The 16892-nt window shown below is 65.1% G+C and carries 15 protein-coding genes; 2 read left to right on the forward strand and 13 right to left on the reverse strand.

Annotated elements, in window-relative coordinates:
- Positions 1 to 56 precede the first annotated feature (56 nt).
- Together FOB47_RS25275 and FOB47_RS25280 are read left to right on the forward strand one after the other, a co-directional pair.
- Positions 57 to 1376 (forward strand): restriction endonuclease subunit S, encoded by a 1320-nt coding sequence (locus FOB47_RS25275; RefSeq protein WP_223819439.1) that lies wholly within the window; start codon positions 57 to 59, stop codon positions 1374 to 1376.
- Positions 1291 to 4362, forward strand: a complete 3072-nt coding sequence (locus FOB47_RS25280; protein ID WP_244959387.1) for a type I restriction endonuclease subunit R — start codon at positions 1291 to 1293, stop codon at positions 4360 to 4362. Before FOB47_RS25275 ends, FOB47_RS25280 begins: the two co-directional genes overlap by 86 nt.
- A gap of 6 nt (positions 4363 to 4368) precedes the next feature.
- Here FOB47_RS25280 and FOB47_RS25285 read toward each other — a convergent pair whose 3' ends face one another.
- The 13 genes from FOB47_RS25285 to FOB47_RS25345 form a co-directional block, all read right to left on the reverse strand.
- Positions 4369 to 4659: a hypothetical protein gene (locus FOB47_RS25285; RefSeq protein ID WP_053822737.1), complete on the reverse strand. Its 291-nt coding sequence runs from the start codon at positions 4657 to 4659 to the stop codon at positions 4369 to 4371.
- A gap of 78 nt (positions 4660 to 4737) precedes the next feature.
- Positions 4738 to 5202, reverse strand: coding sequence for a lysozyme (locus FOB47_RS25290; RefSeq protein ID WP_053822738.1), 465 nt, complete (start codon positions 5200 to 5202; stop codon positions 4738 to 4740).
- On the reverse strand, positions 5199 to 5675 hold the full coding sequence (locus FOB47_RS25295) for a hypothetical protein (protein ID WP_053822739.1): 477 nt from the start codon (positions 5673 to 5675) through the stop codon (positions 5199 to 5201). The genes FOB47_RS25290 and FOB47_RS25295 overlap by 4 nt, the downstream gene beginning before the upstream one ends.
- The gene (locus tag FOB47_RS25300; RefSeq protein WP_060784892.1) at positions 5672 to 5974 is read right to left on the reverse strand and encodes a DUF6127 family protein; all 303 of its coding nucleotides are present in this window, start codon (positions 5972 to 5974) and stop codon (positions 5672 to 5674) included. The genes FOB47_RS25295 and FOB47_RS25300 overlap by 4 nt, the downstream gene beginning before the upstream one ends.
- 63 nt (positions 5975 to 6037) lie before the next feature.
- Positions 6038 to 6391: a DUF2793 domain-containing protein gene (locus FOB47_RS25305; protein ID WP_060784893.1), complete on the reverse strand. Its 354-nt coding sequence runs from the start codon at positions 6389 to 6391 to the stop codon at positions 6038 to 6040.
- Between the two features lie 29 nt (positions 6392 to 6420).
- A complete protein-coding gene (locus FOB47_RS25310; protein ID WP_060784894.1) occupies positions 6421 to 8640 on the reverse strand; it encodes a phage tail protein in 2220 nt (739 codons plus the stop codon).
- Positions 8637 to 8849 carry a hypothetical protein gene (locus tag FOB47_RS25315; protein ID WP_053822741.1) on the reverse strand — a complete coding sequence of 71 codons (213 nt, stop codon included), beginning with the start codon at positions 8847 to 8849 and terminating at the stop codon, positions 8637 to 8639. Before FOB47_RS25315 ends, FOB47_RS25310 begins: the two co-directional genes overlap by 4 nt.
- Positions 8846 to 9076, reverse strand: coding sequence for a hypothetical protein (locus FOB47_RS25320; RefSeq protein ID WP_053822742.1), 231 nt, complete (start codon positions 9074 to 9076; stop codon positions 8846 to 8848). The genes FOB47_RS25315 and FOB47_RS25320 overlap by 4 nt, the downstream gene beginning before the upstream one ends.
- Before the next feature lie 9 nt (positions 9077 to 9085).
- Positions 9086 to 9889, reverse strand: coding sequence for a phage BR0599 family protein (locus FOB47_RS25325; protein WP_053822743.1), 804 nt, complete (start codon positions 9887 to 9889; stop codon positions 9086 to 9088).
- The gene (locus FOB47_RS25330) at positions 9886 to 11568 is read right to left on the reverse strand and encodes a hypothetical protein (protein ID WP_141192903.1); all 1683 of its coding nucleotides are present in this window, start codon (positions 11566 to 11568) and stop codon (positions 9886 to 9888) included. Before FOB47_RS25330 ends, FOB47_RS25325 begins: the two co-directional genes overlap by 4 nt.
- Complete coding sequence (locus FOB47_RS25335; RefSeq protein ID WP_060784896.1) at positions 11569 to 12711, reverse strand: hypothetical protein; 1143 nt, start codon at positions 12709 to 12711, stop codon at positions 11569 to 11571.
- Positions 12712 to 12718: 7 nt separating this feature from the next.
- Positions 12719 to 13690: a hypothetical protein gene (locus FOB47_RS25340; protein ID WP_053822747.1), complete on the reverse strand. Its 972-nt coding sequence runs from the start codon at positions 13688 to 13690 to the stop codon at positions 12719 to 12721.
- A gap of 2 nt (positions 13691 to 13692) precedes the next feature.
- Entirely contained in the window at positions 13693 to 16890 is a 3198-nt protein-coding gene (locus FOB47_RS25345) for a tape measure protein (RefSeq protein ID WP_053822748.1), read from the reverse strand.
- Positions 16891 to 16892 lie beyond the last annotated feature (2 nt).

Consider the following 16892-nt stretch of genomic DNA (forward strand, 5'->3'; position numbering starts at 1 on the left):
CGTGCTACCGCGACTCTGGCCTGCCATGGGCTCCCAGGGTGCCCGCTGACTGGCAAGTGCTGCGCAATGGTCGGCTGTTCAGCCACCGTGTGGAAACGGGTTTTCCTGAGTTGCCGATTCTGGAGGTGTCGCTGCGCACAGGCGTTCGCGTCCGGGACATGGACAACCTGAAGCGCAAGCAGATGATGAGCCAGAAGGAGAAATACAAGCGCGCGTGCAAGGGCGACATTGCCTACAACATGATGCGCATGTGGCAAGGCGCGGTCGGCCCCGCTCCTGCCGACGGCTTGGTCAGCCCGGCCTATGTCGTGGTGAGGCCCTACGACGAGGCGAACAGCCACTACTGCAGCTACCTGTTCCGCACAGCAGCCTACATGCAGGAGGTCAACAAGTTCTCGCGTGGCATCGTGGCTGACCGCAACCGGCTGTATTGGGAGTCCTTCAAACAGATGCCCTCGCTTGTGCCTCCGCGCCCCGAGCAAGACCAGATCGTCGCCTACCTGCGCGCGCAGGACGCGCACATCGCCCGCTTCATCCGCGCCAAGCGCAAGCTCATCGAGCTGCTCACCGAACAGAAGCTCGCCATCATCGACCGCGCCGTCACGCGCGGCCTGAACCCCGCCGCGCCGCTCAAACCCTCCGGCATCGCATGGCTGGGCGAGGTGCCAGCGCATTGGGAGGTGAAGCCACTGAAACGGTGGGCACGCCTTAACGCCAGAACGCTCGGCGAGAAAACAGACCCCGACTTCGAGTTCCGCTACGTGGACATCGGCTCGGTAGGAACCGGGCGCTTGGCGAAGGAACTTGAGCGCATCCGCTTCGAGGCTGCGCCGTCCCGAGCGCGTCGCGTCCTGCGCCGAGGCGACACCATTATCTCGACTGTGCGGACTTACCTGAAGGCCATCTGGTATGTCAGTGAGGACGCAGAAGACCTGATCGCATCCACCGGTTTCGCGGTGCTCACACCCAGCAACAGTGTGGAGCCGGAGTACCTCGGTTACGTCATCCAGAGCAACGCCTTCGTGAACCGGGTGACGGCCAATTCCATCGGCATCGCATATCCCGCCATCGCAGAAACTGTGCTGGGGCGCTTCCCTGTGGCGTTGCCGCCAACCGTGAATGAGCAGCAGGACATCGTTGCGCACATCAAGACCGAGAGTGCGCCGCTGGACGAAGCCATCGCCCGCGCCGAGCAGGAAATCAAGCTGATCCGCGAATACCGCGACCGTCTCATTGCCGACGTGGTCACCGGCCAAATCGATGTGCGCGGATGGCAGCCCGGCCCGGACGATGTGGCGAGCGACGAGGAACTGGCTGCCTTGGGCGACGACGAGGCTGGCAACAGCGACGAGGAGGAAGCCGATGGCGACAACTGACACCAGCGAAAAAGGTCTCGAAGCCCTGATCGTGCGCGATCTGGTCGCCTGCGGCTACGTGCAGGGCCATGCCGCGGACTACCACCGCGACGTGGCGCTGGACCTGACCCAGTTGCTCGCCTTCTTGCGGGCCACGCAGCCGAAGGCCGTCGAAACGCTGAACCTGGACGCCGATGGCATCCAGCGCACCCAGTTTCTGCACCGGCTGCAAGGCGAGATCGCCAAGCGCGGGGTGGTGGACGTGCTGCGCAAAGGTGTGGGCCACGGGCCGGTACACGTCGATCTCTACAAGCTGCTGCCCACGCCGGGCAATGCGGCCGCCACCGAGGCCTTCGGCAAGAACCTCTTCAGCGTCACCCGCCAGGTGCGGTACAGCAACGACGAGTCTCAGCGTGCGCTGGACATGGTGGTGTTTATCAACGGCCTGCCGGTGCTCACCTTCGAGTTGAAGAACTCACTGACCAAGCAGACCGTGGCGGACGCCGTGGTGCAGTACCAGACCGACCGCAACCCGGCCGAACTGCTGTTCCAGCTGGGCCGCTGCATCGCCCACGTGGCGGTGGACGATGCCGAGGTGCGCTTCTGCACCCACCTGACCGGCAAGACCTCCTGGTTTCTGCCCTTCAACCAGGGTTGGAACAGCGGCGCGGGCAACCCGCCGAACCCGAATGGCCTGAGGACCGACTACCTGTGGAAGCAGGTGCTGGCCAAGGAGTCGCTGGCCAACATCATCGAGAACTACGCGCAGGTCATCGAGGAGGAAGAGGAAGACACCAATGGCCGCAAACGCAGGACGCGCAAGCAGATTTTTCCCCGCTTCCACCAGTTGCGCACCGTGCGCGCGCTGCTGCGCCGTTCGCGCGCCGACGGCGTGGGCAAGCGCTACCTGATCCAGCACTCGGCCGGCAGCGGCAAGAGCAACACGATTGCCTGGCTGGCACACCAGCTGGTGGAGCTGAAGACGGCGGCGGACAACACACAGGCGCAGTTCGACTCGGTCATCGTCATCACCGACCGCCGCGCGCTGGATGCGCAGATCGCCCGCACCATCAAGGCCTACGACCACGTGGCTTCGATCTACGGTCATTCGGAAAGCGCCGACGAGCTGCGCACCTTCCTGCGCCGGGGCAAGAAGATCATCGTCACCACGGTGCAGAAGTTCCCGTTCATCCTGGACGAACTGGGGGACCTTGGTGACAAGAAGTTCGCGCTGCTAATCGACGAGGCGCATTCCAGCCAGGGCGGCAAGACCACGGCCAAGATGCATCTGGCGCTCTCCAGCCAGGCGGCAGAGGGCGCCGAGGAAGAAGAGGAGTCGGTCGAGGACAAGGTCAACGCCTTGATCGAATCCCGAAGGATGCTGGGCAACGCCAGCTATTACGCCTTCACGGCCACGCCCAAGACGAAGACCCTGGAGCTTTTCGGCGAGCGCCAGGTGGTGGGCGACACGGTGCAATTCCGTTCGCCCGAGGAGCTCACCTACACCACCAAGCAGGCGATCCAGGAGGGCTTCATCCTCGACGTGATCGCCAACTACACGCCGGTGTCGAGCTTCTACCACGTCGCCAAGACCGTCGAGCACGACCCGGAGGTGGACAAGGCCAAGGCGCTGAAGAAGATCCGGCGCTACGTGGAGTCCCACGACAAGGCCATCCGCCGCAAGGCCGAGATCATGGTCGATCACTTTGCCGAACAGGTGATCGGCGCCAAGAAGATCGGCGGCAAAGCCCGCGCGATGATCGTCTGCAACGGCATCGCCCGGGCCATCGACTACTTCCGCGAGGTGTCGGACTACCTCACCGAGATCAAGAGTCCGTACAAGGCCATCGTGGCGTATTCTGGCGAGTTCGAGGTGGGCGGCTCGAAGAAGACCGAGGCCGATCTCAACGGGTTTCCGAGCAAGGACATTCCGGCCAAGCTCAGGCAGGAGCCGTATCGTTTCCTGATCGTCGCCAACAAGTTTGTCACCGGTTTCGACGAGCCGCTGCTGCACACGATGTACGTGGACAAGCCGCTGGCCGGCGTGCTGGCGGTGCAGACGCTCTCGCGCTTGAACCGGGCGCACCCGCAGAAGGCCGACACCTTCGTGCTCGACTTCGCCGACAACGCGGAGGCCGTGAAGGCGGCGTTTCAGGAGTACTACCGCGCCACGATCCAGGAGGGGGAGACTGACCCGAACAAGCTCCACGACCTGAAGAGCGACCTGGACGCACAGCAGGTCTACAGCTGGCAGCAGGTCGAAGACCTCGTTGCGCAGTACCTGGGCGGCGCCGAGCGCGACCGGCTCGACCCGATCCTAGATGCGTGCGTCGCCGAGTACGTCGAAAAGCTCTCGGAGGACGACCAAGTGAAGTTCAAGGGCAAGGCGAAGGCCTTCGTCCGCAGCTATTCGTTCCTTTCGGCCATCCTGCCCTACGGTCACCCGGCCTGGGAGAAGCTGTCGATCTTCCTGAACTTCCTGATTCCGAAGCTGCCCGCGCCCAAAGAGGAAGACCTGTCCAAGGGTGTGCTGGAGGCCATCGACATGGACAGCTACCGCGCGCAGGCGCAGGCCTCGATGCGCATGGCCATGGACGACACCGATGCCTTGGTCGAACCTCCACCGCCCGGTGGTGGCGGAGGTGGCGGCGAGCCGGAACTGGATCGTTTGTCGAACATCATCAAGCAGTTCAACGACCTGTTCGGCAACATCGAGTGGCATGACGCCGACAACATTCGCAAGGTCGTCACCGAAGAGATTCCGGCGCGCGTCGCGCAGGACAAGGCCTACCAGAACGCGCAGGCCAACTCGGGCAAACAGAACGCGCGGCTGGAGCACGACAAGGCGCTCAATCGCGTGGTGTTGGAGCTGCTGGACGACCACACGGAACTCTTCAAGCAGTTCAGCGACAACCCGAACTTCAAACGCTGGCTGGCGGACATGGTGTTCGATTCGACCTATCGCCCCGGTGCAACACCGCCCGCGCCGCCGCAGGGCAGCGCGTGAATCTGTTCACTCAAGGTGCCCGACCACATCAAGTCGTTGGTCGCCGCGCTGGAACGCGCCAAACCATGCATCGCGGGAATTGGCATGGGCCCGGCTGAGCAGCATGGCGAAGCCGTCGCCGCCGTGCTGGCAGGCCGTGCCGAAATCGCTGGTGTCAAACCGCGCCTCTCGGATCAGCGTTGGAGCGACGGACTTCATGGCGTACTCGAAGAGATCGAGAAGATGGGCTTGCAAGGATTCGTCGACATTCGCGGCGGTGACGTCGTCGATGATGGCCTTCTTGAATCGTGGGTTCACAGCGCACTCCAGAAATCAAGGAGATGACATGAACGCGCTGTTTCGGCGTGAAGCCAAGCGCTTGCGAACTGCTCGTTTTCAGGCATTGCAAAGGAGCCAAACGGCCTCAGCTTCCCGACGCGATACAAGGCCGGGGAGCACCTTGCCGCCGCCATAGATCCAGCGCCGCAGCTCCGTCGCGGCGGCGGGCCAGTCCCGCTGGTTGATCCGCCGCCGCAGCGTCGAGGTCTGCAAGCGCCCACCACCGAGGTTGAATGTGAAATCCACGATGGCCGCCAACCGCCCTTCGGGTTCGGAGGCCAATACCGGGCAATAGCGCAGCGTGGCGGCCAGCGCCGTGTTCAGGTCGAGGGCGAGATACGCTTCCGCTTCGTCCTCGGTGATCGGCGGGTGCTGGGCATCGCAGAGGTGGCCGAAGCCAATCGTCCAATACCCCGCCGGGCAGATGTACGGATACGCGCGGCCCGGATCGGCTTTCGGAACGCGGTGGAAGCCCTCGAAGCGCTTGGCCAGATCGATGGCCGATTGCGGCACCTCGATCACGGCCGCACCCGGTCGAACACGCGACCCAAAAACCAGAAGTTCAGCACCCCGGCCCACAGCGCCTGGTCGGCCTCTGTCCACGCGTGCAGGACGGCCAAGCCCCATCCCGTGCCGGCAGTCACGGCGGCCGCGAACGCCGCCGTCTTGGCCGCGCAGTACAACGCCATGAACCAGTAGGTGATCACGGGCCGCACGCTGCACGACAGCGCGTCGGCCCAACGCACGCCGGTTTTCTCTCCCTGCGTGCGCACGGCTTCGCGCAGCGTCTCGATGGCACCGACGTTCCACGCCGCATCCGCGCTCGCGCCGATCTCGGCCATCCGCTGCGCGCCGCGCAGCTTCTCGAACTCCAGTGCCTTGTCCTGCATCGCCAGTTCGTGGCCGCGCTCGCCCTTGCGGTCGAGCCATTTCAGGATTTCCGGCGCGAGACGGAAGGCGCCGCCGAGGAGGCCGCCAAGCAGAGTCTCGATCATTGGGGGCCTCCCATCAGTTTGAGTTTGATGGCGGCACCGACCAGCAGCGCGGCCAGGATGCCGGTGGTGACCACTTTGATGAAGGTTTGCCACGCGGTGCGCCGGGCATCGCGCCACGCATCCAGCAGATCACGCAGCTCGCGGATGTCGCGCGCCGCGTGGCCGTTTTCCAGGCCGAGATGGGCGAGGCAACGCTCGGCTCCGCGTTCGGCGGCACGGTCGAGCAGTTCGTCGAAGTCCTCCTTGCGCAGCAGGAGCATGTTCTCGACGAGCGCTGGTTTGCTGTCAGGTTCAGTCATGGGTGGTCTCCAGAAATGCGAAACCCGCCTCGAGGGCGGGTTTCAGGTGGGCGAAAGTAATGATCAGAAGGCGAGGCCAGGGCTCCAGCCGGAGGCCTTGTAGACTGAGAGCACGCCCTCGTCCTCGATGAAGCAGGTCCAGCCGATCTTCGGAGCATAGAACGACCACCCCGCATCGATGCGGACGGCAATCTGGCCGGCTTTTCCGGCCCAGGCACCGGTGGGATTGGCCGCCACGATGTAGCGGTCGCCGTTGGCGGGCGAGGCCGGCGGCGTGGCTTGCGCGCGCGACTTCACCGACAGCTGCAGCACCGCATCGAGCAGCTTCAGGTTGGCGTCCATCCCCGTGTTCCAGCCCGACTCGCGGGCGGCCCAGCCGTAGTTCACGCCCAAGTTCGGGCCTTGCAGAGCTGCCATGTCATTCTCTCCAATGGATTGTGGTGGGGTCATTCCCCATAACTTGCCCCATAGAACATCCCGTAGCCCCGGCACTCGGGGATGTCGATTTGTTGGGCCTGCCAGCTGCTGTGGCCGTCGCGTACCGTCTCCACCTTGACGGTCAGTTTCTCGTTCGGACGATTCAGGCCGCTGTCGGCAATCTCAGTGGCCATCGGATAGGTCCAACTCGTGCCGGTCAGTCCCGTCTCGGTGTGCTTGAGCGTGCCGGCCTCGCCGTAGATGCGCACGGTGTAGGTCGTGCCGGTCTCCGGACCGATATTCGCTTCGCCTTGCGTCACCAGATAGGCGGTCTGCAGCACCCGGCTGCGGTGCGCCCAGCTGACCGTCACCTCCCCGGTGATGTAGCTGAGGCTATAGTCGAGGTTGTTTACGCGGAACTTGCCGGGTGGATAGGGGCGGGTCTGCCGTTTGGCGAAGGTGTAGTTGATCGCCGGTGCCGACGCCTCGGCCAGAACGCCCATCCCGGTAGCTGGCAGCACCTTGGTTTGCACCGTCTCGCCGCTCAGGTATTGGGTCGCGTTGTAGAACTGTCCACCGTCGACGAAGTACATCCGGGCGCCGGCCAAATGCGTGACAGGCACCGTGTCCAGCACGCCCCGATCCACCGTTACCGTGCCGGCGGCGACATTCACCGCCTTCACCGCGACCAGCTCGCCATCGAGCAGCGCGTAGGTGCCCAGCGTGACCAAATCCAAGTCCACCCCGTACAGCACGTTCAGTACTGTCTCGGTTTGCCCGATATCGTTTGCCAGCACGCAGGAGGGGACGAAGTCACCGACGCCGATCTTCTCAAAGGCCGCCGAGCCCTGTCGGGTCAGCACTGCATAGTTGATCGCCGCATCCGAGGGTCGCACGACGGAGACGGACAGGAACCCGCCATTCGGATCAATCTCGGCCTGGGCGGCGGCCGACTCGCCGGTCAGCTCGTGAACAATCGTCCAGTACGGCAGTTCGCTCACTGACACGAAATTCGCGGCGATAGGCGCTTGCCGGGGATCGACCCAGCCGCTCTCGGCGGGTGCGAGATAGACGGCATCGGGCAGGCCGAACACGTCCTCGACGCAGGTGATCCGCACCCGGCCGTCGGCCAGCGTCCCGTAGCTGATCTGCGCGACCCGAAGGATCAGTTGCTCGATCCGCAGCTCGGGCCAGGAGAGTCTGAACACGTCGCCGATGTTGAGGCTGGCGGCCGTGCGGTTGGCCACCAGCGTGATCTTCGCCAGAGTGGACGAAAGCTGGCGCAGATCCCGCATCGCGAGGCGTGCGGCTAAGGCGCCGTTGGCCACGCCCTCGTAGCTGACCTTGGCGTCCTTGATTTCCCCCAGGGATCGCTCGATGCCGGCGATGTCCTGCACCGAGATCGACACGCTCTTGTCGGTCGTGCGGTCGTGGTAGGACAGTGTGACCTGATTGATCAGCTCCTCCGGCAAGGTGCGCTCGAAAGACTCCAGCCGGATCACGTTGGTCTGGTTCAGCTCCAGCAGCGTCGCCGGATCGTAGTCGTCGCGGGTCAGCTTCAAGGTGAACAGGCCGGTGCGGGGGCTCACGTAGATCGAACCGTCGATGTGCTGCAGGATGCGTTCGATGAAGGCCTCGATGTCCTGTTGCTGATCCCACAGGATCGACAGCCCGAAATTCTCGGCATAGAGCGTGTCGGCAGCGGCACGGAAGGAGGCGTCGTCGATCTCTGCCGAGCTGTAGCCCCGGCCCCAGGTGCGGTCGGTCAGGCACTCATAAATGATGTGCGCCGGATTCATGTCGCCCGCGATGGCGGCCTTGTCCGAGTACCACTGCGGCGAGCCGTCGGATCGGCGGATGATCCGCGTGAGTTCCGCGCTCCAGGGCTTGATGTAGGGGTTCATCGCCGACAGTTGCGGCTGACGTAGCACCAGCGACACCACGCCCCGGAAAGCTGGCACATTGGTTCCCAGCTTGGCCACGAGATAGTCGTTCTGGCCGTCCGCCGCATTGCCCATCACCAGGTCCACGGCGCCGACGATACCGCCCTCACGGTCGTCACCGCCGAACAGGTCGGGCTGATTGATGGTGATCTGGCCGCTAGACGTCATCGACCCCGACCACGCCGTGCGCTCGCCGACGACAATCTTGTTGAGCGAATCGACCGGACCGTGGCACAGCGTCAGATGCATCCCCGCGTAGTAGCGGTAGCCGACCGTGACGCTCTTGCTGCCTTTGCCGCCGCTCATGCCTTGGCTCCCGTTTCGGCCCGCTCCACGTGCTCGGCCAGCCGGATCGCCATCGCGTCCCCGGTGGCGCGCAGCCAGTCGGTGCTCACGCCTTGCCGGCGAAAATCATCGAAAGTCACGCCGTCACGCGGAAACCATCGGCGCAGACCAGCGTTGCAGTAGCCGAGCGCCTTGGCATCGAGATGGGTAGCAATGCGGGGTTCGCTCATTTCTTGCCGCCTCCCTTGGTCTTGATCGGCGCCGTGCGCACGTCGCCGAACCAGACGCAGTTCGGCTGCTTGATCGTCCGCGTGCCGAACAACACCGGGATCGGGCTGTCGGTCGCGGCGACCGGCGCATCGACATCGCCGGGCTGCGGCGTGGTGGTCTTGGGCTTGGGGGCGAGCAGCGACGACAGGACCGTCGTGATCACCCACACGATCAGGTATTGCCACATGGAAAAGCCTCAAACGATGGCGTCGCCGGTGAAGGGGTTCTTCACCGGGATGTAGGGGAAACCGCCGTAGTTCAGCTGGTTGCCAAACTTGGCGGCGCAGGTCGCGAGCGTGTGGTCGCAGCCCGGATACGCCTCGAAGGCGTCGCCGGCTTTCAGGCCGGGGATCGGCGCCGAGAGGGTCACCGCGCCGCCGGAGCTGGCGACGATCATCCGTTGCGCCCCGGCGGCCATGAGGCGTCCGCCGACAAACCAGGCAATCGGCTTGGGCAGAAAGACGGACGCAGTCACCTCCAGCCCCGCCACGCTCTCGACGATGCCGGCCGTTTTGTAATCGGCCGCGTTGACCTTGCAGCCGCCGTGGTAGAGCGGATGACGGCAGTTGATCTGGTAGTTCGCCCGCCGCCCCGAACGCTTGAGCGTCGTGAAAATCGGTTCGCAGCGCATCTGCACCGTGATGCCGCCGAACACCACCGACACGACGCGCCCTTTCCACCAAGTGATGAATTCCGTCCCCGGGTCGGACAGGTGCTGGCGAAAGATGGTGAGTGACAGCACGCCATCGGGCGGGGTCACGATGAAGGACTGCACCACGCCGATGTCGAGCGCTGCTTCGAGATTGAGCATCGCGCGGCCGAATTCCTGCGTCTGCTCGATCTCCGAGCGCCGGATCGGCGCCGGGATGTACGGCTCGCCATTGTAGGTCACGGCATCCCGCGCCGACGTGTAGCGCCAGACGGTCGTGCCCAGCGTGAACCGGTACAACTCGACCGGCTGCCCGGAATGGACGCTCGCCTCAATGTTCTGATAGGTCATCCGTTGATGCTCCGAATAGGCAAAGTCACCCGAACCACACGATCCGTTTCGAAGAAAAATTCCACGGCATCGCTCTCCAGTCGTGCCAGTTCCAGGAAGCAGACGATCCGGAAATCGGACGGCACGCAGGCCCGTCCCAGCGCGGCGTCGATCCGCATCCGTTCCACCACCCCGTCCACGAACTCGAACCCGGTGATGCTGCGCAAGAACCAGGTGCCGTCGTTGTGCAGGAAGGCCACGTCCCGCCGGCCGGGCATGGCCTGGTAGTAGGTGGCGAAGCCCCGGCCCTGGACCAGAATTTCCGTGGCATCCAGGGCGAAGGGCTGGGCGACTTCGAGGCCACGCTCCCAGGTCGGCACCCAGAAAGGCACCTGCCGGCCGGCGCGGGCGGCGAGCCAGCCCCGCATCGCAGTGAGCCGGGCGCGATCCGGTAGCAGGTACTGGTGGCGGCGCACGATGAGGGGACGATTCGGGATGTCGATCACCGCAGGCGTGCCGGTCTCAACGTCGAACACATCGGCGAGTCGCTGATAGTCGATGCTGACGTCCTCGACCCGGTTCGGGTGCTGCAGCAGCGTGTCGTAGCCTCGGTACTGGATCGGCGAACTGATCGCCGTCACCGGCGAGGCCAGGTCCTCCAGCTCGAAGCGCAGTTTGGCCTGGGAGATTGCCGCCGTTGGCCGGGTGACGGTCTGCTGGGCGGGTAACCGTCCCAGCCGGGCCGGGGCGATCCAGGAGCCTGCGGGCCAGTTCCCCAACGTCGGGCGCTTGAGCGTGATCGTTCCGGCGGTCAGGGACAGAACTTCGAGGGCCTCGCTGGCGCCAGCGCTTGAGCCGACGATGGCGAGCCCACCGGGGTGATAGTCCATGTCAGTGGTATTCACGGCCAGCACCGTGTCGCCGGGATGGATGGCGGCCGCAAGCCAGGCCTTGTCGGTCCACACCGGCACGGCATAGACGCGCGACTGCCAGACGTTCATCAAGAGGTCCAGCTGCCCGCCGTTGCCGTACTCCAGCACGTCGAACTCGAACGAGCGCCGGGGATCGGCTCGCAGCCGCACCCGCTGCTCGCCGCCATCGCGCATCGTCAGCACGTCGGTGAGCCATTCCAGGCGCTCGGTGAAGCCGCCTTGCCAATCGTGCAGCAGGCCCATGACCAGCACCCGGCCGTAGCTGATCGCCAGGTCGCGGGTGCCGCCGGCGGAAAAATGCAGCGTCAGCAGCGTGTCGACAAAGCTCGGGCCGTCGAGGGTGGCCGTGACCTCGTAGAAGATGTCCTCCAGTGCTCGCATCCTCGCTGGCGGGAAGAAGCCCAGGGACAGCCCCTCGGTATCGCCATCGAGCAGGAAGATCGTGACCGGGTCCAGGAACGCGTTCCAGATTTCGACGGTACGGGTCGTGGGGATGACGAGGTTGCCGAACTCGATCCGGGACGGCGACAGGTAGATCCGGTGGTAGTAGTCGTCCGAGAACGAACCGCAGTGTGCGCCGGCCCGCTCGATCAGGGCCTCGGGCGATGGCTGGCCGCTCGCGATGGCACCCATCGCACCGACGATGGCGGCAACGGCGGTGGCCGGCTCGTAATACCCGGGCCGACCGTTGTCCCACAGGGCGTTCATTCCTGCGGCCGCTGCACCGCCCAGAATGCCTGACGTGAAGGCTCCGACAAAGTCAGGCATTCACACCACCTTGCGGTAAGCCAAGCCGTAGTCGTAGCTGATCGGTTCTGCCCCGAGCGTGTAGGCCTTGTTCCACAGCGGGAAGATCTTCCATACGTCGGTGCCGAGGGTCAGTTCGTCGCCCGGGTTGAAATTGGAGATGTTCAGGAAGCGCACATCGGGGAATTCACCGAGCAGCGTCCAGGTGCCGACGTAGGGCGTGCGATTGACGCCCACGTAGCAGGGCATCATCGGTGCCAGGCCGTTGTAGCTCTGCGGGGAGCAGTGGTAGGCCAGATCGTGTGCCAGGGTGTGGAAGGAAACCTGGGGTCCCCCCGAGATATAGCCTGCGCGGTTGTTCACCGAGTTGGAATAGGTCGTGCAGCCGTAGGCATCCAGGTTGGCCGTATCCCAGACACCGGTCGAAAGCAGGCGCCAGCCGACCGTCCAGCCGTCGATGTCGGCTCGGACGTAGGTACCGGGATAACCGTTCGACGCGAGCGCCGATCGCGACAGCCCTTGGCCGTTCGATCCGAACGGGACCATCTGATTCGAGCTGTTGAAGGCGTAGGCCGTGGTCGTGAACGATTCGATGGGGCATCCTGCGGTCAGATACTGGCCCCCGGCAAAGGCGCCGTATTTGTTGATGAAGCCGAACGACAGGTGGCGGAATCGGCCCGGCGTTTCCTCGATCACCACGTGCACGAAGTCGCCGTTGGAAAACAGGTGGTAGGCATAGAGTGAGGTGGCCAAGGGACCTACCATCACGAACTTTCGGTTGTTGGTCTGCAGGTTGGCGGCCGTGCCGGCAGCGAAGCCGTCGCACACCCAGGCCTCCAGGCAGGCGTAGGTGCCATTGACGCCGTTCTTGTAGAGCTTCTTGTTGACCGCGAACAGCTGGTAGGACAAGCCGTTCTTGGTCAGCACGACCCGGTTCGCGACGAGGCTCGTTTCCGACTGGTTCTTGTACGCATCGGAGCCACTGACCGAGGAAATCATCGACGTCGTGCCGGCGTGAGTGGCGCCACCATTCGATCCATAGGTCGGAAAGGTCAGCGTAAAGGTGTCGGTTGCATTGGCCGTCCAGCCGTTGGCGACCGCGAAATTCTTGATGGCAGTCAGCAGCGTGTTGATGTCGGCCGACGCACCGGTGATGTAAGCCATGATCGCCTCAAGCGAGTTGGATGGCGGCAAAGCGCGCCGCGTTGGTGGAAGTCGCCGCCTGCACGACCAGATGGGATTTGCCGGCCACGGTCACGGTGTCGCCAGCGGCCACTCCGAAGCCCGGCACGGCAAACACGCCTTGCAGCTCGCCCCATATCGAGAACGGACGAGTCGTCGCGCAGTCATAGAGGATCGCCGGCAGCAGCGGGCTCGCGCCGCTCGGCAACTGCGTGAGATTGCCCAGGTCGTAGCGCCCGGCGCTGTTTTTCCTGGTCTCCAACGACATCGCCCAGGGCCAGGCGCGACCGGTGTAGGTCGTATCGAAGCGGTTGGTGCCGACCCAGCCGCCGCTCGGTTGCAGGAGCGCCGCGCTGTAGCTGCCGTATTCACCATCGTTGCGCCAGAAGGCGCTGCCCGCGATGTCGAGATCCGAACTCTGGTAGTTGTCGCCGCGCGACGTGTTGGCCCCGATGAATAGCGGGTACGGATATTGGGCCGGGGTGCCGTAAGGCAGGATGAAGCCCGCGTAGAGCGCGCCCCAATACGCCGAGGACTTCGCCACCACGATGAAGCGCCGGCCGTTGGCGACGAACCAGTAGCTGATCGCGCTGTTGAAGAGCGGCATCCTCGGCACGATGCCCAGCGAACCGGCGCCCGAGAGCAGGCTGCCCGGCTGGCCCTCGGGTGTGTTGATCGAAACGATGCTTTGCCAGGACTGTGACCCGAGCACCCGGATCGAATACGCGGGTGCCGCACCGTCGGCGAACAGGCAAACCTGCACGTAGATCGCATCGCCCGCCGAGGAACCTGGGCCCCGCAGTTCGGCCAGATCCCGCTTCGCGTCAAGCGTGAAGGTGTCACGGCGTAACAGCGTCCAGGCTTCGCCCCCGGCGACCAGGGTCGCGTCGGAGGTCAGAAACGTGATCAGCTTGTTGAACAGGTCGGCGGCATTGGTTGCGGTGCCAGAAGTCCAGGCCATTCTTATCTTCCAAGGATGTTGCGAACGGAGGCGGCATTGCGCTGGATGAGGTTCATCACCACGCGCTCGCCGGCGCTGCTGTTGAGGTAGTCGGCCGCCATCGCCGGGTCGATGACATTGACGATGCGGATGTTCTGACCCGGGGCTGGCTGCGCGGGGGCTTCCGGCACGAGGCCGCCAGCGGCAAAGGCCAGACGACCACCAGCCACACGGGGCCCGGCAGACAAGCCGTTGATGGCATCCAGGAACGACAACCCGAGCCGGCTCACCGCGTGGGCATTGACCACGTACTCGCCGTGGGAGAGGCGCGCCGGGATGGAGTCGCTGGTCGATGTGCCAGGACCGGTCACGTAGCCCCCGGAGGCAAAGCCGAAGAACGACGAGATCAACGCGCCCAAGCCTCCGGCACTGCCTGCCGTGCCACCGCCCATCAGGCTGCCGAACAAGGCTTCGGCCAGTTTCTGCGAGGCGATGCGGTTGATCGTCTGCAGCACGGATCGCCCGAAATCCGCGAATGCGTCCTTGGCCGACTTGGCGCCGCTGCCGATGTCCTGGAACAGTTGCGCGAAACCATCCTGCACCGCGCCGTCGATGGCCACCGCCACGTCGTCGACGACCAACTTCACCTGCGCGATCTCGTTCTTCCACGCTTGCACCCGGGCGACGGCGTCCGGGCCAATGGCTGTGGCGGTAGCCTCCAACTGCGGCAGCAGAGCATCGAGCGATTGGCCGGTCTGCCGGTGCAGCGCAAGGATCTGCTGGCGGGCCTGGGATTCCGTGAGGAGCCCGGACTGACGCTGCAGATTGATCGACTCTTCAGACGCACGCATCCGCGCGAGCGTGTCGTTGAACTGGCGCTCGTACTCGGCGAGGTCGGCGGCCGATGCTTTGACGTCGATCAGCCGACCGACGGTGGCCGCCCCTTCGGTGTCGCCCTCGGCACGGAGCCGCTCGATCAGGGGCTGGTACTGCCGCTCGATGGCTGCGCGCCGGTCCTGGCTGGTCGCCGCACCCGTGAGATCGAGCAGTTCGTCGCGCACCTTGGCGAGCTCCTCGCGCAACTCGCGCTCGGCCTGGACGGCTTTGCGGGCATTGGCGACCTCGACGTCCGCGCGCTTGTGGTTGAGGACGGTCAACTCGCTCTCGAGCTTTGCGACTTCTCCTTTCGCTTTGATGCGTGCGGGCTCGTCCTTGCCCGTCTTTTCCAGCCGCTGCTGCTGCGAGAGCGACACCTGCACGCGCCGGATTTCCGCATCGATCTCCTGCTGCTCGATCCGGGTCTTGGCCGCGTAGTAGTCTTTCAGCGAAATCAGCCGGTCTTCGAGCGCCGCGTCCAGTTCGCGCGCCTGGCGATCCAGCGCATCCTTGAGGATCTTGAATTCGGCCTCGGCCTGCGCCTGCACGAGTTCGAGCTTGGCCGCCTCGACCCCCTTGTCGGGTGTCGGCTTGGCGGGTGGTTGTGGACGGCCGAATACGCCAGGCTGGTTCTTATCGGAGGAGCGGATGCGGCCGGCAATGGCCTGTGCGACCTCCCCGACGTAGTCGCGCGTCACGGCATCGCGCACGGCCCCCGCCAGTTCCTGCCCGAAATCTCGTACCTCGCCGAGCTGGCGGCCGAGCGCGGCGCGCAGCGACTGCATCGAGAAGTCGCCGCTGAAGGCCGCTGCCACGTCCTGGCCCAAGGCCTTAGCCAGTTCCCCGATGTCGGAGAAGGCATTGCGAAAGCGCTCGACCATGAAGGCAGCCGTGACGCCGACGACGCTGCCGACCGCGTTGAAGGCGCCGATGACGACATTGACCATCGTTCGAATGGCAGATCCGATGGCTCGGAGCGCATCGACCATCACCTCGCGGACGCGCGCCCAGCTCAGATTGTTGGCGCCGACCAGCCGCCCCAGGGCGCTGACGACGTCGCCGACCTTCTCGACCACCAGGTCCCAGGTGGCGCTGATGATCTGTTTGATCGAAGCGGTCTTGCCGCCGAACTCGACCACGGCGTTGCGCGCCGAATAGAGGGCCCCGGCCAAAAGCGTCACCGTGGTCACGATCACGCCGATGGGGCCGCCCAGGAGTGCCAGCACCCCGCGCAACAAACCCGCCGCGCGACCGAGCAGCGACGTGGAGGCCACCGCCTGAGTCACGGCACCGGTGGCGGCGGTGGCTTGCAGCCGGGCCTTTGCCGCATCGACGACCAGTGCGCTGGTGGCGAGGCCTTGCGCCCGCGCCTGGGCCAAGGCCGCATCGGCGAGGCGGACCCGTGCCAGCGCCTCGGCTTCCAGCGTGCGCAGGTTGGCACGCCGCGCCGCCGCTTCCGCTCGGGCGGCGGCGATGCTGGTGGCAAAGGCGCCCGCCATCCGGCCGAAGGCGGTAACCAGAACGACCCCCGCCAGATCGATCAGCAGTTCGAGATGCTGGGCGACGAGTTGGATCGCCTGCGCCAGACCTGCGGTCAGGCCGGAGCTCGCGTCGCGCTCGCCGAAGGCGCGCAGAAAGGCGTTCTTGAGACGGGTGAGCGCACCCGACACCGTATCGGGCAGGCTGCCGTACTCCTCGGCGAGCCGGCCACGCTGCTTGAGCAAGGCGTCGAGCACGGCCTTGGACGTGATCTTTCCTTCCTGCGCCAGGGCCCGCAGCGAGCCGAGCGGCACGCCCATGCCATCGGCGATGGCCTGCGCCAGACGCGGTGTCTGCTCGATGACCGAATTGAATTCCTCGCCGCGCAGTTGTCCCGAGGCGAAGGCCTGGCCCAACTGCAACAGCGCCCCGGCCGCGGCCTCGCTGGAGGCGCCGGAGAGCGATACGGCCTGTCCGATGGCATCGGTCGCCGCCAGCACGTCCGCCTGCGAACGCCCCAGCGCCTGCACCGAGGGCGCCAGCCGCGCGTAGAGCGTGACGGTTTCGGCGAGCGGTGCGCGGTTGCGCTGCGCGATCTCGAACAACGCCGCGTCGGCGCGGTTGAACTCCTCCTGGGAGGTGACCGCGAGCCGCAGGCGCGCCTGCAGGTTCTTGTACTGGTCGGCGACCTCGACCAGTTCGCGCACACCCAGTCCCACACCGATGGCACCGCCGATGCGGGACAGGACTTCTCCCACCTGGCCTGCTTCGCTGCGCAGGCGCGAGAGGCTGCCCTGGACGGACTGGAAGGCGCGTCGCGTCTCATCGACGGCGGTGATGAGGATCTGCGCGCGATTATTCGCCATTG

Origin of the sequence: Cupriavidus gilardii (assembly GCF_013347325.1) — a bacterium.
GTDB classification, from domain to species: Bacteria; Pseudomonadota; Gammaproteobacteria; order Burkholderiales; family Burkholderiaceae; genus Cupriavidus; species Cupriavidus gilardii.